We start from the raw sequence: 20,302 nt of genomic DNA on the forward strand, positions 1-20,302 counted from the left end.
CGCCGTCCTCTTCCCCGGGCGCACGCAACCGAGCTGCGAGGCTTTGGCATGGCGAACAGCTTCATCGGCCGCGACATGGCGGTGGATCTCGGCACGGCGAACACCCTCGTCTACGTGCGCCGCAAGGGCGTCATGCTCGACGAGCCCAGCGTCGTCGCCGTCAACGACACCACCGGCGAGATCCTGGCGGTCGGCCACGAGGCCAAGCGGATGATCGGGCGCACCCCCGACGACATCACCGCGATCCGGCCCCTCAAGGACGGCGTCATCGCCGACTTCGACGCCACCGAGCAGATGCTGCGCTTCTTCATCCAGCGCGTGCACAAGCGCCGCTACTTCGCCAAGCCCCGGATGGTCATCTGCGTCCCGAGCGGCATCACGCCCGTGGAGCAGCGCGCGGTCAAGGAGGCCGGCTACCAGGCCGGCGCCCGCCGCGTCTACATCGTCGAGGAGCCCATGGCCGCCGCCATCGGCGCCGGGCTGCCCGTGCACCAGCCCACCGGCAACATGGTCGTCGACGTCGGCGGGGGCACGACCGAGGTCGCCGTCATCTCGCTCGGCGGCATCGTCACCTCCCTGAGCATCCGCACCGCCGGCGACGAGCTCGACCAGGCGATCGTGACCTGGATGAAGAAGGAGCACTCCCTGATGCTGGGGGAGCGCACCGCCGAGGAGGTCAAGATGACCCTCGGCTCGGCGTTCCCGTCGGCGAAGGAGCCCGAGGCCGAGATCCGCGGCCGCGACCTGGTCACCGGGCTGCCCCGCACCGTCGTCGTCTCCGCGGTGGAGATCCGCCAGGCCCTCGAGGAGCCGCTGCACGCGATCGTCGACGCGGTCCGCGCCACCCTGGACCAGACCCCGCCCGAGCTCGCCGGCGACATCATGGACCGCGGGATCGTGCTCACCGGTGGGGGAGCCCTGCTGCGCGGCCTCGACGAGCGCCTGCGCCACGAGACCGGGATGCCGGTCCACGTGGCCGACGAGCCGCTGCTCTCGGTCGCGCTCGGCGCCGGCCGCTGCGTGGAGGAGTTCGAGGCCCTGCGCCAGGTGCTGGTCTCCGACCGGAGGCGGCCGTGAGGCGCCCCGACCTCGGCCGCGAGCGCCGCTGGCGCACCGACGTCGGCAGCAGCGGCCAGCCGCCGCGGGCGCTGGTCGTCGCCCTCGTCCTGGCCTGCGCCACCCTGATGACCCTCGACCGCTCGACCGGCGACAGCTCCCCGGTCGACGGCGCGCGCCGCGCGATGGGCGAGGTCTACGGGCCCGTCGAGGTCGGCGCCGCGGGTGCCGTGCGCCCGTTCGTCGCGATCCCCGAGTGGTTCCGCAGCCGCGGCGACATGCGCGACGAGATCGACGAGCTCGAGGCCGAGAACGCCGCGCTGCGCAGCTCGGTCAACACCTCCGGCTACGACCGCAACAAGCTCGCCGAGTACGACGGCCTCACCGCGGCCGCCGGCACCCTCGGCTACGCCCTGGTCCCGGCCCGCGTCGTGGGCATGGGCCCGTCCCAGTCGTTCTCCAGCACGGTCACGATCGACGCCGGCGCCAGCTCCGGACTGAGCCCCGACATGACGGTCGTCAACAACGACGGCCTCGTCGGCCGGGTCCTGCGCGTGACCCGCACGACCGCGACCGTCCTGCTCGTCATCGACGCCGACTCCGTCGTCGGCGGCCGCGTGGGCGACAGCATGGAGATCGGGATGCTCCACGGTCGCGGCGTCCTGGGCGACGAGGGCCGCCTGGACCTCGAGCTCATCGACCAGTCGGTCGTGCCGGCCCGCGGCGACTCCGTGGTCACGTGGGGAAGCGAGAGCGGCGCGCCGTACGTCTCGGGCGTCCCGGTCGGCAGCATCTCCAAGGTCTTCGCCAACGTGCGCGACGGCTCCCAGCGCGCGGTGATCGACCCGTTCGTCGACTTCGGCGCCCTCGACCTCGTCGGGGTCGTCGTCCCGTCCGGCACCGAGAGCGACCGCGCGGTGATCGAGGCGGACGGGAGCCTCCAGTGAACCCGCTGCGCGCCCTCCTCGCCGCCCTCGCGGTCTCCGTCGCCCTGGTCCTGCAGGTCTCGGTGTTCCCCTACGTCGCCTGGCAGGGCGTGGTCCCCAACCTGGTCCTCCTCGTGGTCGTGGGTGCGGCCGTCGTGCGCGGCGCCCAGTTCGCGATGGTGCTCGGCTTCGCCGCGGGCGTGCTCCTCGACCTGGCCCCGCCCGCCGACCACGTCGCCGGGCGCTGGGCCCTGGCCTTCGTCCTCGTCGGGTACGTCGCCGGCCGGGTCGCCCAGCACGGGCGGCCCACCGCCACCACGGTGCTCGCCACCGTCGCCGCGTCGTCCTTCCTCGGGACGTCGCTCTTCGCGCTCAGCGGCCTGGTCCTGCGCGACCCGCCGCTCACCATCCCGGACCTGCTCCAGGTCGTGCTCGTCTCGGTGGTGTGGGACGTCGTGCTCACGCCGTTCGTGCTGCCGCTGGTGATGACGATGTTCCACCGCATCGAGCCCGAGCGGGCGGTCCAGTGACCGCGGCCCCGCCCTCCCACCACGTCGCCCACAAGAGCCGGCTGCGGATGATCGTGCTGCAGGCGCTGGTCCTCTCGCTGTTCGCGACGCTCTTCGTGCGCCTCTACTACCTCCAGGTGGTCAGCGGTGACGAGTACCACGCCCAGGCCGCCGCGCAGTCCGTGCGCGAGATCGTCGTGCAGCCCGAGCGCGGCCTCATCGTCGACGCCCAGGGCCGCCCGCTCGTCTCCAACCGCACGTCCTGGGTCGTCTCGCTGGACCGCTCGGTGCTCGACAAGATGACCGACAGCGTCCGCACCAAGCTCGTCAAGCGCCTCGGCCGCACCGTCGGCGAGCGTCCCCAGCGCATCGAGCGCCGGCTCGCCACCTGCGGTGACGAGGGCAGCGTCGTCGGCGTCTGCTGGAACGGCTCGCCCTTCCAGCCGGTCCCGGTCGCCCGCGACGTGAAGCAGAACGTCGCGCTGCGCATCCTCGAGCAGCCCGAGGACTTCCCGGCGGTGCTGGTCGACCAGCAGACCGTGCGCTCCTACCCCCAGCCGTTCGGCATCAACGCCGCCCACGTGCTCGGCTACCTCAGCCCGATCACCGAGGAGGAGTACGACGCCGCGCAGGACGGCGGCGACCGGTCGGTCAACGGCGCCTCCGAGGTCGGTCGCGCGGGCGTCGAGAAGCAGTACGACCGGTGGCTGCGCGGCATGCCCGGCTACCGCAGCGTGGCCGTCGACTCGATGGGCCGGGTCCTGGGTGACGACGGCGAGGTCGAGAGCCAGCCCGGCGACACGCTGGTCACGTCCATCGACGCGAAGGTGCAGGGGATCGTCGAGGAGCAGCTGGCCGGCGCGATCACCACCGCGCGCAGCGAGCTCGACACCGTCACCGGCAAGAACTACGTCGCCGACTCCGGCGCCGCGGTGGTCCTCGAGGCCGACACCGGCCGGGTCGTCGCCATGGCCAGCCAGCCGACGTACGACCCCGGGGTGTGGGTCGACGGCATCACCAAGAAGCAGCTCGCGCGCCTCTACTCCCAGAAGGCCGGCACGCCGCTGCTCGGCCGCGCCACCCAGGGCCAGTTCGCGCCCGGCTCGACCTGGAAGCCGTTCATGACCGCCGGCGCGCTCACCAACGGCTACGGCGAGGACACCTCGCTCAACTGCTCCTCGTCGCTGCGCGTGGGCAACCGTGACTTCAAGAACTACGAGTCCGGCGCCTACGGCTACATCAGCTTCGCCAAGGCCCTCGAGGTCTCCTGCAACACCTTCTTCTACCGCGTCGGCCTGGACTTCTGGCAGCGCTACGGCTCCGACGTCGCCGACATCAACGCCCGCGACCCGCTCGTGGTCGCGGCGAAGAAGTTCGGCTTCGGCCGCGAGACCGGCGTGGACCTGCCGGGGGAGGCCTCCGGCCGCATCGCCGACCGCAAGTGGAAGCGCGCCTACTTCGAGTCGCAGAAGGACTACTACTGCGGCATCGCCGACAAGCCGAAGGACGCCGACACCAGCGACTTCGTCTACCTCTTCGCGAAGGAGTTCTGCGTCGAGGGCTTCGCCTACCGCGCCGGTGACGCCGTCAACTTCGCCATCGGGCAGGGCGACACCATCGTCACGCCGCTCCAGCTGGCCCGCGGCTACGCCGCCGTGGCCAACGGCGGCACCCTCTACGCCCCGCGCATCGGCAAGGCGATCGTCGGCTCCGACGGCCACGTGATCCGCAGGATCAAGCCCAAGAAGGTCGGCCAGGTCGACGTGCCGCCCGGCGTGTTCGGCTACATCGACGAGGCGCTCAAGGGCGTCACCCGGCAGGGCTCCATGGCCTGGCGCATGGGCGGCTTCCCGCTCGACGAGGTGCAGATCCGCTCCAAGACCGGTTCTGCGGAGGTCTACGGCAAGCAGTCGACCTCGTGGGTCGCGTCCTACTCCGACGACTACGTCGTGGTGATGATGGTCAGCCAGGGCGGCACCGGCTCGGGCACCTCGGGCCCGGCCATCCGCGCGATCTGGGAGGGCCTCTACGGCATCACCGGCGAGGAGGTGCGGCCCGCCGACGCGGCGATCCCCGGCACCCGCTCGCCGACCGAGCTGCCGACCTTCCGTCGTGACGGCACGATCCTGCCACCGGCCCGGGAGGCCAAGTGACCACCACCTCGTCCCGCCCCGTCCGCATCCCCGGCGTCGACTGGCTGCTGCTCGCCGCCGTACTCGCCCTCACCGTGCTCGGCACGCTCCTGGTGTGGTCGGCGACGAGCACCCGCGACGACCTCACCGCGGGCGACTCGGGCGCCTACCTCGCCAAGCAGGTCGTCAACGTCGCCCTCGGCTTCGTGCTGATGGTCGTGGTGATGACCACCGACCACCGCTGGGTGCGCATCCTGGCCCCGCTCGTCTACGTCGCCTCGGTCGCCGGGCTGGTCCTGGTCCTGGTCATGGGCACCACGGTCAACGGGTCCCGCTCGTGGCTGATGGTCGGCGGGATGTCCATCCAGCCCTCGGAGTTCGCCAAGCTGGCCGTCGTGGTCGGGATGGCCCTCGTGGTCGCGGAGCGCTCCGAGGGGCGCTGGCGCGGGCGCGTCGGTGGCGTGGACGTCCTGACCATGCTCGCGGTCGCGGCCGTCCCCGCGACGCTGATCATGCTGCAGCCCGACCTCGGCACGATGCTGGTCCTCTCGGCCACCGTCTTCGGCGTCCTGGCCGCCTCGGGAGCACGCCGCCGCTGGCTGGCGCTACTCGCGGCGGGCGGCGTGGCCGCGGGGGCCGCCGCGGTGCTGGGCGGCTTCCTGAAGGACTACCAGATCGACCGCTTCATGGCCTTCACCAACCCCGGCCTGGACCCCCGCGGCGCCGGCTACAACGTCGAGCAGTCGCGCATCGCGATCGGCAACGGCGGGCTCTTCGGGCAGGGGCTCTTCCACGGCTCGCAGACGCGCTCGGGCTTCGTCCCCGAGCAGCACACCGACTTCGTCTTCACGGTCGCCGGCGAGGAGCTCGGGCTGGTGGGCGCCGGCGTCCTGATCGCCCTGCTCGGCATCATCCTGTGGCGGGCGCTGGCCATCGCCTCGCGCACCGACGACGTGTTCGGCCGCATCGCCGCGGCCGGGATCGCGTGCTGGTTCGGCTTCCAGGCCTTCCAGAACATCGGCATGTGCCTGGGGATCATGCCGGTGACCGGCGTGCCGCTGCCGTTCGTCTCCTACGGCGGCAGCTCGATGTTCGCCGGCATGCTCGCGGTCGGCCTGCTGCAGAACATCCACCTGCGCGCCCTGTCCGCGCCCGCGGCGCGCATGACGCCGACCCCGCGGGTGCTGGTGCGGTCCTGACCCCGGCATGATGGGCCCATGCTGACCGCGCGCGTGGTGCCCCGTCCGGGCCTCGCCCTGCGCGCACTGCTCGCCACCGTCGAGATCATGCTCGGCACCGTGGCCGCCCACACCGCGGCCGGCGGCGCGCTGCCCTCGCCGGTCTGGGTGGCGGCGGCCTCCGCGCTTGTCCTGGGCGGCGGGCTGGTCGTACTGCGCGGGCGCGCCCCGCTGTGGCTGGTCGTCCCGGCCCTCGCGGGAGCTCAGCTGCTGCTGCACTGCTGGCTGGCGCTGACCCCCGGCCACGACATGGCCGCCCACGCCGGCATGCACACCGCCGGCGCCGGCGCGGCCCACCTCGAGCTCACCGGGCCGATGCTGCTCGCGCACCTCGCGGCCGCGCTGCTCACCGCCGCCGTCTGGCGCGTACGCCGCCGCGCCGTCCAGGTCCTGCTGGCCTGGTCGGACCTCGTCCGGACCCTGGTCCCCACCCGCCGCGCCGTCGGCACGCCGTCCGCCGCGGGCGCCGTCCTCCTGCGTGCCCTGCTCGCGGTCGCGCCGCGTCGCGGTCCTCCGGCGCTGTCGCTGCCTGCCTGACCGTCGTCGACGGCCGGGCGGCTCGACCACGCCCGACCACCCAGACGAACGAAGAGGACCACCATGTCGCACCACCTCCGCACTGCCGCACGCCTCGGCGCGCCCCTCGGGGCCGCCGCCCTGCTGACGCTCGGCCTCGCCGGCTCCGCGTCCGCCCACGTCACGATCACGCCCAGCGACACCGCCGCCGGCGCCTACGCGATCCTCACGGTCAGCAACCCGCACGGCTGCGAGGGCTCGCCGACCACGAAGGTCACCATCCAGATGCCCGAGGAGATCAACGCGGTCACCCCGACGCGCAACCCGCTCTACGACGTCACCAAGACGGTGGAGAAGCTCGACACGCCCGTCAAGGACGCGCACGGCAACGAGATCACCGAGCGGGTCGGGACGGTCGTCTACACCGCCAAGACCCCGCTCCTCGACGGCTACCGCGACGCCTTCGACCTCTCGCTCCAGCTGCCGGACACGCCGGGGGAGACCCTGGTGTTCCCGATCATCCAGACCTGCGAGACCGGCGAGAGCGCCTGGGTCGAGGTCCCGGCCGAGGGCCAGGACCCCGAGGAGCTGGAGCGTCCCGCGCCCACGGTGACCATCACCGAGGCCACCGGTGACGAGCACGGGGCCGGCGCCGAGGAGTCGGCCGCGGAGGCCGACGGCGCCGAGGCGGCCTCGCCGGCCGCCGACAGCGACGACGACGGCGGCTCCGACGGGCTCGCCTACGCCGGCCTGGGCGCCGGCGTGCTCGGCATCCTGGTCGGCGGCGCCGCGCTGGCCCGGGGGCGCCGCACCTCGTGACGTCGCCGGCGCGCCTCGGGGCGCGACGAGGAGCCACCACGCTCCTCGTCGCGCTCCTGGTCGCGCTCACGCTGCTGGCCGGGGCGGCGCCCGCCTCGGCGCACGCCACCCTGGTCAGCAGCGACCCCACGGAGGGCGAGGTCCTCACCGAGACCCCCGACGCCGTGACCTTCACCTTCGACGAGCCGGTGTCCCTCACGGCCGAGGCCGTGCAGGTCTTCGACGCGACGGGTGAGGACGTCGAGTCCGAGTCGAGCACCCGCGACGCGGTGATCACGACCGACCTGCCCGACCAGCTGGCCGACGGCACCTACGTCGTGACGTGGCGCGTGGTCTCCTCCGACGGGCACCCGATCACCGGCTCGCTGACGTTCTCCATCGGGGCGCCCAGCGAGACCGTCGTACCTCCCGACCTGTCCGAGGCCTCCGAGGCGGGCGTCAAGAGCGACCTGGGCATCGCCCAGGCCGTGCAGTACGTCGGCCTGCTGCTCGCCGCCGGGCTCGTGGTGTTCCTGTGCTGGCTGGCCGGAGGCGGCCTGCCGAGCCGCCCGCACCGCACGGTCCGCACGCTGCTGCGGGCCGCAGCCGCCCTGACGGTGCTCGCCTCGGCGGTCTCGGTGCCGCTGGCCGGCGCCTACCAGCAGGGGCTGCCCTTCGGCGACAGCCTGAGCCGCGAGGCGGTCGACCTGGACCTGGTGGGCGACGACGTGCTGGTCCTGCTCCTGCAGGTGGTCGGTCTCGGTGTCGCGCTGGCGGTCCTCCGCGGGGCGAGCCCGGGGCCTCGGGAACGCGTCGCCGCCACGGCCGGCGCCGCCGTGGCGGTCTGGTCGCCGGCCGTCGTCGGTCACACCCGCGCGTTCGAGCCGGTGCCGCTGCTGGTCGTGACCGACGTCGTGCACCTCAGCGCCGGCGCCGTCTGGCTCGGTGGCCTGGCGGGGGTCGCGCTCGCGCTGCCCGCGCTGGCCGCCCGGCCGCGCGAGGTGGCGGCGCTGGTCTCGAGGTTCTCGACCGTCGCCGCCGGCGTGCTCGTCCTGGTCGCCGCCACCGGCTCCCTCATGGCCTGGCGCATCCTGGGCTCCTGGGGCGGGCTCGTCGACACCCGCTACGGACAGCTGCTGCTGGTGAAGGTCGGCATCGTCGCCCTCGTCCTGCTCCTGGCCGCCTACAACCGCTTCCGCCTGCTCCCGCACGTGCGCTCCTCGCCCGGCCACCAGCACGCGCTCGCGCTGGCCCGCGAGGTGCGCACGACCGTGCTCGCCGAGGCCGGTCTCCTGGTCACCCTGCTCCTGGTCACCGGCTTCCTGGTCAACCAGTCACCGCGCGAGGAGACGAGCGCCGCCGCCCCGGCTCCCAGCCGCGTGGTCACGGGCTCGCTCGGCGAGGCCAAGGTGCTGGCCACCCTGGACCCCGCCACCCGCGGGCAGAACACCCTGACCCTCCAGCTGCAGGACCTGGCCGGCGAGCCCCTCGACGGGATCGACGCCCCCGAGGTCGCGGTCCGCACCGACGGCGTCGACCTCGGGCAGGTGCCCGTGGTGCCCACGGCCTCGGGGACCTACGTCGCCGACGTGGTGTTCCCCTCGTCGGGGACGTGGGAGGTGCAGGTAAGCCTGCGCGAGGACGAGTTCGACAACCCGGTCACCACGCTGACGGTCGAGGTCAGCTGACGGTCGCGGTGAACGGCACCTGGTGCAGGAAGCCGTCCACCCGCACCTGCAGGAAGAACCGGTAGAGGCCGGGCTCGCGGAACTCCGTGTGGAACGTCAGCTCGTCGCCGTCCTCGGTCGGCTCCGCGGCGCCGTAGGGGTGCACGTGCACGAACCGCCCGGTCTCCACCTGGAAGCCGGTCAGGTGGGCGAACGTGCCGAGGTAGCTGCCCAGCGAGACCCGCTCGCCGTCGGCGTCGGACACGGTCAGGACCATCCGCTGGTCGGGACCCGCCTTCAGCTGCTCCGGGGCCTCCACCCTCACGAGGCCGTCGTCGGCGGCCGGGGTGTCAGCCACGGCCACCGGCGCCCACTCGCCCGGGACCAGCTGCGTCGCGCCCAGCACCACGTGACGGGCCTCCGGGTCGTCCCCGGGAGTGAACTCGACGACGACCCGGTAGGACCCGGGCGTGGCCAGCGCGACGCGCCCGGTCCAGGTGCCGTCGGCGGCCATGGTGGGGTGCAGGTGCCGGAACTCCGCGAGGTCGGAGCGCACGACGTACATGTGCAGCTCCTTGGTCTGCTCCGGCGTGTACGTCGTGACCGCACGGCCGGCGCGGTCCAGGACGCGGAACGAGACGTCGCCGGGCCGGCCCGGCCGCGGCAGGTCGCCGACCAGCTCGAGGCGGTAGCCACCGGCCTGCGGGGTGGTCCCGGTGCCGATGGGCAGCGCGCCCGCGCCGCCGGAGTGGGTGTGGCCCGTGCCCTCCTCGGCGGGGCTCAGCACGACCCGGTCGGAGTCGACCGGCGGCTCGTCGCTGCACCCGGCGAGCACCACGCCCGCGAGCAGCAGCCCGGCAGCCAGGCGGCGGCTCATGGCTGCATCGAGAGGAACAGGAACGTCGCCAGCAGCACCAGGTGCACGAAGCCCTGGAGCGCCTTGGCGCGTCCCTGCACCACGGTCAGGGTGGCGACCGCCACGGTGATCGCGAGTAGCACCATCTGGGTCGGCTCGAGGCCGAGCACGAGGGGGCCGTCCACCCAGATCATCGCCACGGCGATCGTCGGGATGGTCAGGCCGATGGAGGCCATCGCCGAGCCGAGGGCGAGGTTGAGGCTGGTCTGGACCCGGTCGCGGGCCGCGTTGCGCACCGCTGCGATCGACTCGGGCGCCAGGACCAGCAGGGCGATGACGACACCCACGACGGCGTACGGGAAGCCGAGGCTCTCGACGCCGTCCTCGATGCTCGGCGAGAGCAGCTTGGCCAGCCCGACGACCGCGACCAGTGAGGTCACCAGCAGGGCGGCGCTGAGGCCGGCCTCCCGGCCGCTCGGCGGGTCGGCGTGGCCGTCGTCGTCCTCGTCGAGCAGGCCGGTGGCCCTGCCCTGGTCGTCGCTGCTCACCGGCAGGAAGAAGTCGCGGTGGCGGACGGTCTGGGTGAAGACGAAGGCGGCGTAGAGCGCGAGGGACGCGACCGCCGCGAAGGCCAGCTGCGAGACGGAGTACTCCCGGCCCTTGCCCGACGTGGTGAAGCTCGGCAGGACCAGGCACACCGCGGCCAGCGCCACGACCGTGGACAGCGCCGAGCCCGTGCCGGTCGCGTTGAAGCTCACCAGGTGGTGCTTGGCGGCGCCGACGAGCAGCGAGATGCCGAGGATGCCGTTGACGGTGATCATGATGGCCGCGAAGACGGTGTCGCGGGCGTAGGTGCTGGTGCCCTCGCCGCCGCTGGTCATCAGCATCACGATCAGGCCCACCTCGATGACCGTGACCGCCACGGCCAGGATCAGCGATCCGAACGGCTCCCCGACCTTGTGGGCCACCACCTCGGCGTGGTGGACGGCGCAGACGACCGAGGCCACCAGGGCCGCGGCGACCAGCACCAGGACCGGCCAGGACTCGTGGTTGGCCCAGGTGGCGGCCAGCAGGAGGAGGGCCACGACGGGCAGGGCGACGGTCCACTGGAAGCGGCCGCGGATGGTCGCTGTCATGCCTCAACCCTACGGATCGCCCCGTCGCGGTTCCGTCCTGGTGGGGGAGAGGCTCGTCGGATCGGCTCCTGGACCCCGCGCGGCTAGGCTGAGCGGATGTCTGTGAGCCTCTTCCCCCGCCTCGAGCCCCGCCTGTCGTCGGTGCAGAAGCCGATCCAGTACGTCGGCGGCGAGCTCAACTCCACGGTCAAGGAGTGGGACTGCGCGGTGGAGGGCCCGACGGTCCGCTGGGCCCTGATGTACCCCGACGCCTACGAGGTCGGGCTGCCCAACCAGGGCGTCCAGATCCTCTACGAGGTCCTCAACGAGCGCGACTGGATCCTCGCCGAGCGCACCTACTCGGTGTGGCAGGACATGGAGGCGGTGATGCGCGAGGACGGCATCCCGCAGTTCACCGTCGACGCCCACCGCGCCGTGCGCGACTTCGACGTCTTCGGCCTCAGCTTCTCCACCGAGCTCGGCTACACCAACATGCTCAACGCCCTCGACCTCGCGGGCATCCCCCTGCACGCGGTCGACCGCGGCGACGACGACCCGATCGTGCTGGCCGGCGGCCACGCGGCGTTCAACCCCGAGCCCGTCGCGGACTTCCTCGACGCCGCCGTGCTCGGCGACGGCGAGGAGGTCGTGCTCGCGATCTCCGAGGTCGTGCGCGAGTGGAAGACCGAGGGTCGCCCGGGTGGGCGCGACGAGCTCCTGCGCCGGCTCGCGGTCACCGGCAACATCTACGTCCCGAAGTTCTACGACGTCGCCTACGCCGCCGACGGCACCATCGAGGCGGTCGTGCCCAACCGTCCCGGCATCCCCTACCGCGTCACGAAGCACACGCTGATGGACCTCGACGCCTGGCCCTACCCGGCCAAACCGCTGGTGCCGCTCGCCGAGACCGTGCACGAGCGCTTCTCCGTCGAGATCTTCCGCGGCTGCACGCGCGGCTGCCGCTTCTGCCAGGCCGGGATGATCACCCGCCCCGTGCGCGAGCGCTCGATCGAGACCATCGGCGCGATGGTCGAGAACGGCATCCGCAAGACCGGCTTCGAGGAGGTCGGCCTGCTCTCGCTCTCCAGCGCCGACCACACCGAGATCGCCGAGGTCGCCAAGGGGCTGGCCGACCGCTACGAGGGCTCCAACGTCTCGCTGTCGCTGCCCAGCACCCGTGTCGACGCGTTCAACATCAACCTCGCCAACGAGTTCTCCCGCAACGGACGCCGCTCCGGCCTGACCTTCGCCCCCGAGGGCGGCAGCGAGCGGCTGCGCAAGGTGATCAACAAGATGGTCACCGAGGAGGACCTGATCCGCACGGTCTCCGCGGCGTACTCCCACGGCTGGCGGCAGGTGAAGCTCTACTTCATGTGCGGGCTGCCCACCGAGACCGACGAGGACGTGCTGCAGATCGCCGACCTCGCGCGCAAGGTGATCGCCGAGGGCCGCAAGGTCTCCGGCCGCAACGACATCCGCTGCACGGTCTCGATCGGCGGCTTCGTGCCCAAGCCGCACACCCCGTTCCAGTGGGCCGCCCAGCTCGACCACGAGACCACCGACGCGCGCCTGAAGAAGCTGCGCGACACCGTCCGCGAGGACAAGAAGTACGGCCGCGCCATCGGCTTCCGCTACCACGACGGCAAGCCCGGCACGATCGAGGGACTGCTCAGCCGCGGCGACCGCCGCGTCGGCGCGGTCATCGAGGAGGTCTGGCGCGACGGCGGCCGCTTCGACGGCTGGAGCGAGCACTTCTCCTACGACCGCTGGGTCGCCTCCGCCGAGAAGGGCCTGGCCGGCACCGGCGTCGACCTCGACTGGTACACCGTCCGCGAGCGCGACTACGACGAGGTGCTCCCCTGGGACCACCTCGACTCGGGCCTCGACAAGGACTGGCTCTGGGCCGACTGGGAGGACGCCATCGACCCGTCCTCGGAGACCGAGGTCGAGGACTGCCGCTGGACCCCCTGCTACGACTGCGGCGTCTGCCCCGAGATGAACACCGAGATCCAGATCGGCCCCACCGGCCGGCAGCTGCTGCCGCTCGCCGTCGTCTGAGGTCGCTGACCTGCGGACGACGTGGGTGCGCGGGGGGTCGATCGACGCCAAGAACGCCTACCTCGTCGACTTTCGGCCTGGCCTACGCCGACAGCACCTGACGGATCGCGCCGACACATCCGTCTGCCCCGCGATGTATACACCGAGATCCTGTTCGGCTGGTTCTGGCCCAGAGTCATCCGCATATTGCGGTGCCGAGGGTGCGAGTTGTAGCGCGGCGCTCATCGCTGGAAGCATCGGTGCAATGGTCGACGCGAGAAGTTCCGCCGTTCATCTGGAAGAAGTGGAGCGACAGTTCCTTCGCGCAGCGTTGCTGGACTGGGGTGGACCAGCCGAGCCCACCGATGCGCTCGCCATTGCCATGGGATTCTCCAGCGCCTCCAACATGTCCACTGAGACCTGGGGCCTCTGGAAACGGATCGAGGCCGGAGAGTCGCTGACAACTGCCGACTGGCGACGGGTCCTGCTGGCGGTCGAGGTGGTCTTCGCCAGCGATGTCGTGGGTTCGGGCCTTGACTGGTCGATCACGTCTGGGTTCTCGGACACCGAGTCGGTCGCGCTACTCCGAGGGCTGCAGCGCAAGCTGCCGAGGTGGCGGGGCAGCGTGCAGTTCACGGTGGGCGAGAACGGACGAGCAGCAGTGGCGAATCCCGAGCGCCCTGAGGGCTGACCTCGCCGACGACTGACAGCTCGGTCGCTCATGGCCGCTGGTTCTGCTCGCGGTGGGAACCCCACGCTTCAGGACGTCATACGGACCGTGGCACCCGTGCCCCGGTCCGCATGACGTCTCGTGCGACTACTTCGCGGGGAGCTTGGAGCCGTCCTGGTTCTCCACAATGCAGACGAAGGACTCGCCCTCCTTGGGGGAGAGGTCCGCGGTGAGGATGTTGACGTAGTCGCCCGGCAGGTCGTTCACGTCCTTGCCGTCCTCGGTGTAGCGGGTCACGCAGATCTGGCCGGGGTCGGTGCCGTAGAGGGTGACCTCGTCGGCGGTCAGGTCGCCCACGACGAACACCTCCGCCTCGTGCGCCTTGGCGCAGTCCTGCTTCATCAGGCCGACCTCGTCGCTGTCACCGGTGTCGGTCGTGACGCACTGGCCGACCTCGGCGTTGTCGACGGTGATGATGTTGTTGAAGAGCCACACGCCGCCGGCGAAGAGGACCACCCAGATCGCCAGGACGATCACGTCGATGATGATCGCGGCGATGGCCAGGCCCTTGCCGCCCTTCTTCTTCACCAGGACGACGATCGCCAGGACCAGCGAGATCAGGTTGGGGATGGCGCAGGCGATGATCGCGAGCACGAGCGCGGCGATCGCGAGGCCCTTGCCCTGGGGCTGCTCGACCGGCCCGCCGCCGGGGAAGGCCGCGCCGTAGCCGCCGCCACCCGTCGGCTGGGTCGGCGGGGCGCCGTAGGGGTTGGGGTTGGCGGGTTGACCGTACGGGCTCGGGGGCTGGCCGTAGGGGTTGGCGGGCTGGCCCTCGGGGCCGTCGGTAGGTGTGCTCACGCGGGACACCCTAGGGGGCAGGATGGGGGCCATGCGGCACATCCCCGACACCGAGCGGCGCTCCCGGCTGGCGCGGCGTCACGGGGTCGCGCCGGGGCTGAGGCAGCCCGACCCGGAGGCCGCGACCCGGGCCATGACCGTGCTGCACTCCACGGAGCCCGCGACCGTCTATCTCTCCCTCCATGCGCGCGTCGACGGCCTCAGCGTGGAGGACGTCGACCGGGCGCTGTACGTCGACCGCACGCTCGTGAAGCAGCTGGCGATGCGCCGCACGCTGTTCGTCCTCCCGCGCGACCTGCTGCCGGCCGCGTGGGGCAGCGCGTCGGCCCGGGTGGCCGCCACGGAGCGCAAGCGCGTCGCCAAGGACATCGAGCTGGCCGGCATCCACGTCGACGGGAGCGCCTGGCTCGACCAGGCGCGGGCCGCGGTGCTGCGCGAGCTCGACGCCGCGCCCGACGGGCTGACCGCGCTGGCCCTGCGGGAGGCCATCGCCCACATCGACGTCAAGATCGACGTCACCGCCGGGTCGGTGTGGAGCGCCGGCCGCGTCCTCACCCACCTCGGCCTCACGGCCGACATCGTCCGCGGCACCAACACCTCCCACTGGCGCGTCTCCCGCCCGCGCTGGACCCGGATGGCGGACTGGCTCGGCGAGGTGCCCCCGCCGCTCGACGAGCGGCAGGGCTACGCCGTGCTGGTGGGCCGGTGGCTGGCGACGTTCGGCCCCGGCACGGTCGAGGACGTGCAGTGGTGGCTCGGCGGCACCAAGGGCGCCGTGCGCGCGGCCCTGGCCGACGTCGCGGCGGTGGAGGTCTCCCTGGACGGCGGCGCGGTGGGCTGGGTGCTGCCCGACGACGTCGAGGAGGTGGCACCCGTCGAGCCGTGGGCGGCGCTGCTGCCCGTGCTGGACCCCACCGTGATGGGCTGGAAGTCCCGGGACTTCTACCTGGGGCCGCACGGCCCGCAGCTCTTCGACCGCAACGGCAACGCCGGCACCACCGCCTGGTGGGACGGCCGGGTCGTGGGGTGCTGGGTGCAGGACCCCGACGGCGTGGTGGTGCTCGGCCTGCTCGAGGACGTGCCCGCCGAGGGCCGCGCCTGCCTGGAGGTGGAGGCCGCCCGGCTCAGCGAATGGCTGCAGGGGCAGCGGGTCAGTACCGTCTACCCCTCCCCGGCCATGAAGGAGGCACGATGAGCGAGCAGCCACCCGCGGGCTCGTCGGGCCCCGCCGTGCAGCCGGTCCCGCCCACCAACGGCTATGCGATCGCCTGCCTCGGGCTCGGCATCGTCTCCCTCATGGGCTGCTCCTTCGTGACCGGGATCCCGGCCATGGTGCTCAGCCGCGTCGCCCGGCGCGACATCGCCGCCCACCCGGGCGAGACGACGGGTCAGGACCTCGCGACGATCGGCTTCGCGCTCGGGGCCGTCGCCACGGCCATCGGGGCCCTGGTCGTCGTCGGGCTGCTGATCCTGGGCACGCTGGGGATGTTCGTCTTCGACTTCTGTGGTGGTGGCAAGTGCTGAGAGAGAGTCCGTCTGATGCGTGACCAGCCCGAGCAGCAGGCACCCCCGGTGCAGAAGCTGCGGATCCGCTACGCCAAGCGCGGCCGGCTCCGCTTCACCAGCCACCGCGACTTCAGCCGCGCCTTCGAGCGGGCGATCTTCCGGGCGCGGGTGCCGATGGCCTACTCCTCGGGCTTCAACCCCCACCCCCGGATCTCCTACGCCGGCGCGAGCCCGACCGGGTCGGCCAGCGAGGCGGAGTTCCTCGAGATCGGCCTCGCGGAGGTCGTCGACCCCGCCACCGTCCACGCGGCGCTCGTCGAGGCGCTGCCCGACGGCCTGGACGTCGTCGAGGTGGTCACCTCACCCGGGGGAGCCCTCGCCGACCAGCTCGAGGCCAGCCACTGGCAGGTCGACCTGGACCTCCCGCCGGCGGAGGCGGCCACCGCGGTGGCGGCCTTCCTCGCCGCCGAGGAGGTGCCCGTGCAGCGGATGACCAAGAAGGGGCTGCGCGAGTTCGACTGCCGGGCGGCGGTCATCTCGCTGAGCGCGAGCGTGGGGGAGCGCGGCTCCCGCCTCGACCTGGTCCTGCGCCACGGCACCCCCTCCGTCCGGCCCGACGACGTGCTGGCCGGACTGGCCCACACCTCGGGCCGTCCCGAGGTGCCCTCCCCGCTGCTCACCAGGCTCACCCAGGGGCCGCTGGACCCGGACACCGGCGAGATCGGCGACCCGCTGCACCCGATGAGATAGGCCACCGGCCGGGGCTTGTGCGATACTCGCCCTGGTCGATGACCGTGCGTGTGGTTCGTGAAAGGGACCATCTGCCTGATTCGACCCGACGACGTTCTCGCCGGCTCCGCTCCTGTGGGTCGGCACAGTGGATGAGGGCCGTCGCCGGACCGCGACGCGGCCAGTGGGAGTCGGTGACAGCGACCCCCGCCTGTGGCCCTGCGACCGCGGCAGGTGACGAACCGCCGTCCAGTGACGCACCTGCGGAGGGTGTCGCCGCCACCCGAAGGCTTTGCGTCGACGACCCGCGTGACGGGTCCGCGGCGTCCGACACCCCCCGGCGGGGCTCTCCCCACCGGGTCGAGGAGCAGCACCATGGCTGACGACACCAGCACTCCCAGCGGCACCACCGACAGCACCACCGAGGGCGGCGAGGCTGCGGCCGACGCCCCCGCTCCGGCGAAGAAGGCGGCCAAGAAGGCCCCCGCCAAGCGTGCCGCCGCGAAGCGCACCACCAAGAAGGCCGCCGCCGCCCCGTCGGCCGAGACCCCCGCCGACGCGCCGGTCGACCCGGCCGCCGACGCCCCCGAGGGCGAGGCGCCGGTGAAGAAGGCGGCCGCCAAGAAGGCCGCGAAGAAGGCCCCCGCCAGGCGGGCGGCCAAGAAGGCCGCCGCGCCGGCACCGGACGCCTCCTCCGAGACCCCGAGCGCCCCCGCCGAGCCGGTGGAGCCCGCCGCAGCCGAGGCCGCCGAGACGGCGGCGCCGATGGTGCTCTTCCAGGCCCCCGAGACCAAGGTCACCACGCGCACCCGTGGGCGCCGCGCCGCGGTCAAGGTCGTCGAGGCTGCCCCCCAGCCCGAGCCGACGCTGCCCACGGACGAGGACGCCGAGGAGGAGACCGCCCCGGAGGTCGTCGAGCCCCCCAAGCGGACCCCGCGCAAGCGGGCGGCCAAGAAGGCCGCCGCCGTGCCGGACGAGGACGACCAGACCGACTCCGCCGCCCCGGAGGCCCCCGTCGAGGAGACCTCGGCCCCCGCCGAGACCGACGACGAGGCCGACTCCGACTCCGACGACGAGGGCTCCGACGGTGGTCCGCGCCGCCGGCGCCGCCGTGGTGGCCGCCGCCGCCGCAAGGCCGGTGACGGCGACGACGCCGGCTCCGCCGACGACGCGCAGGACGACACCGAAGACGCAGCCCCGGCCCCCGCCAAGAGCTCGGGCCGCGGTGGTGGCCGCGGTGCCGCCGCGCAGGACGCCGACTCCGACGACTCCGGCGAGGGCGGCACCCGCCGTCGTCGTCGCCGCCGGCGCGAGGGCGACGAGGGCGGCAACGGGGGCGACGACGCCAACACCGTCACCCGCGTCCGCAAGCCGCGCTCCGCCGAGGACGAGATCACCGCGATCGCCGGCTCGACCCGCCTCGAGGCCAAGAAGCAGCGTCGCCGCGAGGGCCGCGAGGCCGGCCGCCGCCGCGCCCCCATCGTGAGCGAGGCGGAGTTCCTCGCCCGCCGCGAGTCGGTCGACCGGGTCATGGTCATCCGCCAGCGCGAGGAGCTGACCCAGATCGGCGTCCTCGAGGACAAGGTGCTCGTCGAGCACTACGTCGCCCGCGAGTCGCAGACCTCCCTCATCGGCAACGTCTACCTCGGTCGGGTGCAGAACGTCCTGCCCTCGATGGAGGCCGCGTTCATCGACATCGGCAAGGGCCGCAACGCCGTCCTGTACGCCGGCGAGGTCAACTGGTCCTCGCTCGGCCACAAGGACGGCCAGCCCCGCAAGATCGAGTCGTTCCTCAGCTCGGGCCAGTCGATCCTGGTCCAGGTGACCAAGGACCCGATCGGCCACAAGGGCGCCCGGCTGACCAGCCAGGTCAGCCTCGCCGGCCGTTTCCTGGTCTACGTGCCCGACGGCACCACCTCGGGCATCTCGCGCAAGCTGCCCGACACCGAGCGCAACCGCCTCAAGACCCTGCTGAAGGAGATCGTCCCGGACACCGCGGGCGTGATCGTGCGCACCGCCGCCGAGGGCGCCAGCGAGGAGGAGCTCACCCGCGACGTCGAGCGCCTCAAGGCCCGCTGGGAGGACATCGAGGGCAAGGCCAAGGGCCAGGCGCCCCAGCTGCTCTACGGCGAGCCCGACCTGACCCTCAAGGTCGTGCGCGACCTCTTCACCGAGGACTTCAAGAAGCTGGTCATCCAGGGCGAGGACGCCTGGAGCAGCGTGCAGGACTACGTGTCCCACATCGCGCCCGACCTGACCGACCGCGTGGAGCGCTACGACACCAACGACGGCCCGGACGTCTTCGCGACGTACCGGATCGACGAGCAGATCGCCAAGGGCCTGGACCGCAAGGTCTGGCTGCCCTCGGGCGGCTCCCTGGTCATCGACCGCACCGAGGCCATGACCGTGGTCGACGTCAACACCGGCAAGTTCACCGGCTCCGGGGGCAACCTTGAGGAGACCGTCACCAAGAACAACCTGGAGGCGGCCGAGGAGATCGTGCGCCAGCTCCGGCTGCGCGACATCGGCGGGATCATCGTCGTCGACTTCATCGACATGGTGCTGGAGTCCAACCGCGACCTCGTCCTGCGCCGCATGGTGGAGTGCCTGGGCCGCGACCGCACCCGCCACCAGGTCGCCGAGGTCACCTCCCTCGGCCTGGTGCAGATGACGCGCAAGCGCATCGGCACGGGCCTGGTGGAGGCCTTCAGCGAGAACTGCGAGCACTGCCAGGGCCGCGGCCTCGTGCTGCACGACCAGCCCGTCGAGCCGCGCCGCAGCGAGGACTCCTCGCGCGGCGGCGGCAACGGTGGCAACGGCGGCGGCAACGGGAGCAGCGGCGGCAACGGCGGCGGTGGCCGGCGCACGCGCGGCGGCCGTGGCCGCGGCAGCGAGGACCAGGCGCCTCCCGCCCCCAAGGCGACCCCGTCGCCCAAGGACATCGCCGCGATGGCCAAGCCCGAGAACGCCGGTCGCACCGAGCCCGACGCCGACCCGGTCGGCGACGTCGACACCGTGGTCGAGACCGACATCGACACCGACGCCCCGGCGCCGGTCGAGACCGCACCCGAGCCGGCCACCGAGGCCGAGCCCGAGGTCGAGGTCGAGGCCACGCCGGAGCCGGAGACCGCCGCCGAGGTGGCGGTCGAGTCCCCTGCGGAGCCCGAGGTGGAGCCGCAGGGCGCCGCCCAGCCCGAGGCGCCTGCGGTCGTCACCCGGACCCGGCGCAAGACGCGCTCGACGGAGACGATCAGCACCACCCCGGCCCCCATGCCGGCCCCGGTGCCGGTCGTGGAGCCTGTCGCGGCCGCCGCGCCGGTCGAGGTGGCTCCGGCCGCCGGCCCGCCGAAGGTCGTGACCCGCACCCGCGGGCGCAACCGGGCGGCCCAGCCGGCCGCCGTGGTGGCCCCGGACGAGGTCGCGGACGAGGCGACGGGTGAGGTCGACGGCGACGCCGGCTCCTCGGTCGAGCACGTCCCGGTCAAGAAGCGGACCCGCAAGCGCTGAGCACGGGGCGTCGCTCGCTCCGCGTTTTGCGGTGCGAGCGGCGCATCCGTAGTATTGACTCTCGGTGCGCTCGGCGTGCCCACCTGCTTCAACTGCCCCATCCTGCCGGCAGCGCCTCCACCCCCGGGTGGTCGTCGCGTGCCGCAGCCCCAGCTTGTTCAGTGAGACCTACGAAGGAGACC

General features: G+C 72.8%; 17 protein-coding genes. 14 read left to right on the forward strand and 3 right to left on the reverse strand.

Translation table 11 applies throughout. From position 1 onward, the window contains the following. The first annotated feature begins 48 nt into the window (after nt 1-48). From E4622_RS02040 to E4622_RS02075, 8 genes are all read left to right on the forward strand, one after another. Nucleotides 49-1,077, forward strand: coding sequence for a rod shape-determining protein (locus E4622_RS02040; protein ID WP_167735948.1), 1,029 nt, complete (start codon nt 49-51; stop codon nt 1,075-1,077). Then, on the forward strand, nt 1,074-2,003 hold the full coding sequence (gene mreC / locus E4622_RS02045; RefSeq protein ID WP_134738425.1) for a rod shape-determining protein MreC: 930 nt from the start codon (nt 1,074-1,076) through the stop codon (nt 2,001-2,003). Before E4622_RS02040 ends, mreC begins: the two co-directional genes overlap by 4 nt. Next, a complete protein-coding gene (gene mreD, locus E4622_RS02050) occupies nt 2,000-2,512 on the forward strand; it encodes a rod shape-determining protein MreD (protein WP_134738426.1) in 513 nt (170 codons plus the stop codon). Before mreC ends, mreD begins: the two co-directional genes overlap by 4 nt. Next, the gene (gene mrdA, locus E4622_RS02055; protein ID WP_245155842.1) at nt 2,509-4,644 is read left to right on the forward strand and encodes a penicillin-binding protein 2; all 2,136 of its coding nucleotides are present in this window, start codon (nt 2,509-2,511) and stop codon (nt 4,642-4,644) included. Before mreD ends, mrdA begins: the two co-directional genes overlap by 4 nt. Further along, complete coding sequence (gene rodA, locus E4622_RS02060) at nt 4,641-5,822, forward strand: rod shape-determining protein RodA (RefSeq protein WP_134738427.1); 1,182 nt, start codon at nt 4,641-4,643, stop codon at nt 5,820-5,822. Before mrdA ends, rodA begins: the two co-directional genes overlap by 4 nt. Nucleotides 5,823-5,840: 18 nt before the next feature. Beyond that, on the forward strand, nt 5,841-6,398 hold the full coding sequence (locus E4622_RS02065; protein ID WP_134738428.1) for a cell division protein FtsQ: 558 nt from the start codon (nt 5,841-5,843) through the stop codon (nt 6,396-6,398). A 63-nt stretch (nt 6,399-6,461) separates the two neighbouring features. Beyond that, complete coding sequence (locus tag E4622_RS02070; RefSeq protein WP_134738429.1) at nt 6,462-7,196, forward strand: YcnI family protein; 735 nt, start codon at nt 6,462-6,464, stop codon at nt 7,194-7,196. After that, nucleotides 7,193-8,863: a copper resistance protein CopC gene (locus E4622_RS02075; protein ID WP_134738430.1), complete on the forward strand. Its 1,671-nt coding sequence runs from the start codon at nt 7,193-7,195 to the stop codon at nt 8,861-8,863. Before E4622_RS02070 ends, E4622_RS02075 begins: the two co-directional genes overlap by 4 nt. On the opposite strand, the gene E4622_RS02080 is transcribed toward E4622_RS02075, so the two are convergent. Beyond that, complete coding sequence (locus E4622_RS02080) at nt 8,856-9,719, reverse strand: hypothetical protein (protein WP_134738431.1); 864 nt, start codon at nt 9,717-9,719, stop codon at nt 8,856-8,858. The genes E4622_RS02075 and E4622_RS02080 overlap by 8 nt on opposite strands. Continuing rightward, nucleotides 9,716-10,834: an ionic transporter y4hA gene (locus E4622_RS02085; protein ID WP_134738432.1), complete on the reverse strand. Its 1,119-nt coding sequence runs from the start codon at nt 10,832-10,834 to the stop codon at nt 9,716-9,718. The genes E4622_RS02080 and E4622_RS02085 overlap by 4 nt, the downstream gene beginning before the upstream one ends. A 96-nt stretch (nt 10,835-10,930) precedes the next feature. On the opposite strand from E4622_RS02085, the gene E4622_RS02090 reads away from it, so the two are divergent. Beyond that, nucleotides 10,931-12,871: a TIGR03960 family B12-binding radical SAM protein gene (locus tag E4622_RS02090; RefSeq protein ID WP_134738433.1), complete on the forward strand. Its 1,941-nt coding sequence runs from the start codon at nt 10,931-10,933 to the stop codon at nt 12,869-12,871. Nucleotides 12,872-13,115: 244 nt separating this feature from the next. Continuing rightward, on the forward strand, nt 13,116-13,541 hold the full coding sequence (locus E4622_RS02095; protein ID WP_209021747.1) for a hypothetical protein: 426 nt from the start codon (nt 13,116-13,118) through the stop codon (nt 13,539-13,541). 126 nt (nt 13,542-13,667) lie between these two features. Here the strand turns inward: E4622_RS02095 and E4622_RS02100 are convergent, their stop codons facing one another. Further along, entirely contained in the window at nt 13,668-14,378 is a 711-nt protein-coding gene (locus tag E4622_RS02100; protein WP_134738434.1) for a hypothetical protein, read from the reverse strand. 31 nt (nt 14,379-14,409) lie between these two features. On the opposite strand from E4622_RS02100, the gene E4622_RS02105 reads away from it, so the two are divergent. The 4 genes from E4622_RS02105 (at nt 14,410) to E4622_RS02120 (ending at nt 20,120) form a co-directional block, all read left to right on the forward strand. After that, entirely contained in the window at nt 14,410-15,573 is a 1,164-nt protein-coding gene (locus tag E4622_RS02105) for a winged helix DNA-binding domain-containing protein (protein WP_134738435.1), read from the forward strand. Next, nucleotides 15,570-15,902, forward strand: a complete 333-nt coding sequence (locus tag E4622_RS02110) for a DUF4190 domain-containing protein (RefSeq protein ID WP_134738436.1) — start codon at nt 15,570-15,572, stop codon at nt 15,900-15,902. Before E4622_RS02105 ends, E4622_RS02110 begins: the two co-directional genes overlap by 4 nt. A 15-nt stretch (nt 15,903-15,917) precedes the next feature. Beyond that, nucleotides 15,918-16,634 carry a TIGR03936 family radical SAM-associated protein gene (locus E4622_RS02115; RefSeq protein WP_134738437.1) on the forward strand — a complete coding sequence of 239 codons (717 nt, stop codon included), beginning with the start codon at nt 15,918-15,920 and terminating at the stop codon, nt 16,632-16,634. A gap of 354 nt (nt 16,635-16,988) precedes the next feature. Further along, the gene (locus tag E4622_RS02120; RefSeq protein WP_134738438.1) at nt 16,989-20,120 is read left to right on the forward strand and encodes an Rne/Rng family ribonuclease; all 3,132 of its coding nucleotides are present in this window, start codon (nt 16,989-16,991) and stop codon (nt 20,118-20,120) included. The last annotated feature ends 182 nt before the right edge of the window (nt 20,121-20,302 follow it).

Source organism: Nocardioides sp. 503, from assembly GCF_004522095.1.
GTDB lineage: Bacteria > Actinomycetota > Actinomycetes > Propionibacteriales > Nocardioidaceae > Nocardioides.

Coding starts and splice junctions, on each gene's coding strand:
- E4622_RS02040 (WP_167735948.1), top strand. CDS start 49: ATGGCGAACAGCTTCATCGGCCGCGACATGGCGGTGGATCTCGGCACG.
- E4622_RS02065 (WP_134738428.1), top strand. CDS start 5,841: ATGCTGACCGCGCGCGTGGTGCCCCGTCCGGGCCTCGCCCTGCGCGCA.
- E4622_RS02070 (WP_134738429.1), top strand. CDS start 6,462: ATGTCGCACCACCTCCGCACTGCCGCACGCCTCGGCGCGCCCCTCGGG.
- E4622_RS02080 (WP_134738431.1), bottom strand. CDS start 9,719: ATGAGCCGCCGCCTGGCTGCCGGGCTGCTGCTCGCGGGCGTGGTGCTC.
- E4622_RS02085 (WP_134738432.1), bottom strand. CDS start 10,834: ATGACAGCGACCATCCGCGGCCGCTTCCAGTGGACCGTCGCCCTGCCC.
- E4622_RS02090 (WP_134738433.1), top strand. CDS start 10,931: ATGTCTGTGAGCCTCTTCCCCCGCCTCGAGCCCCGCCTGTCGTCGGTG.
- E4622_RS02095 (WP_209021747.1), top strand. CDS start 13,116: ATGGTCGACGCGAGAAGTTCCGCCGTTCATCTGGAAGAAGTGGAGCGA.
- E4622_RS02105 (WP_134738435.1), top strand. CDS start 14,410: ATGCGGCACATCCCCGACACCGAGCGGCGCTCCCGGCTGGCGCGGCGT.
- E4622_RS02110 (WP_134738436.1), top strand. CDS start 15,570: ATGAGCGAGCAGCCACCCGCGGGCTCGTCGGGCCCCGCCGTGCAGCCG.
- E4622_RS02115 (WP_134738437.1), top strand. CDS start 15,918: ATGCGTGACCAGCCCGAGCAGCAGGCACCCCCGGTGCAGAAGCTGCGG.
- E4622_RS02120 (WP_134738438.1), top strand. CDS start 16,989: ATGGCTGACGACACCAGCACTCCCAGCGGCACCACCGACAGCACCACC.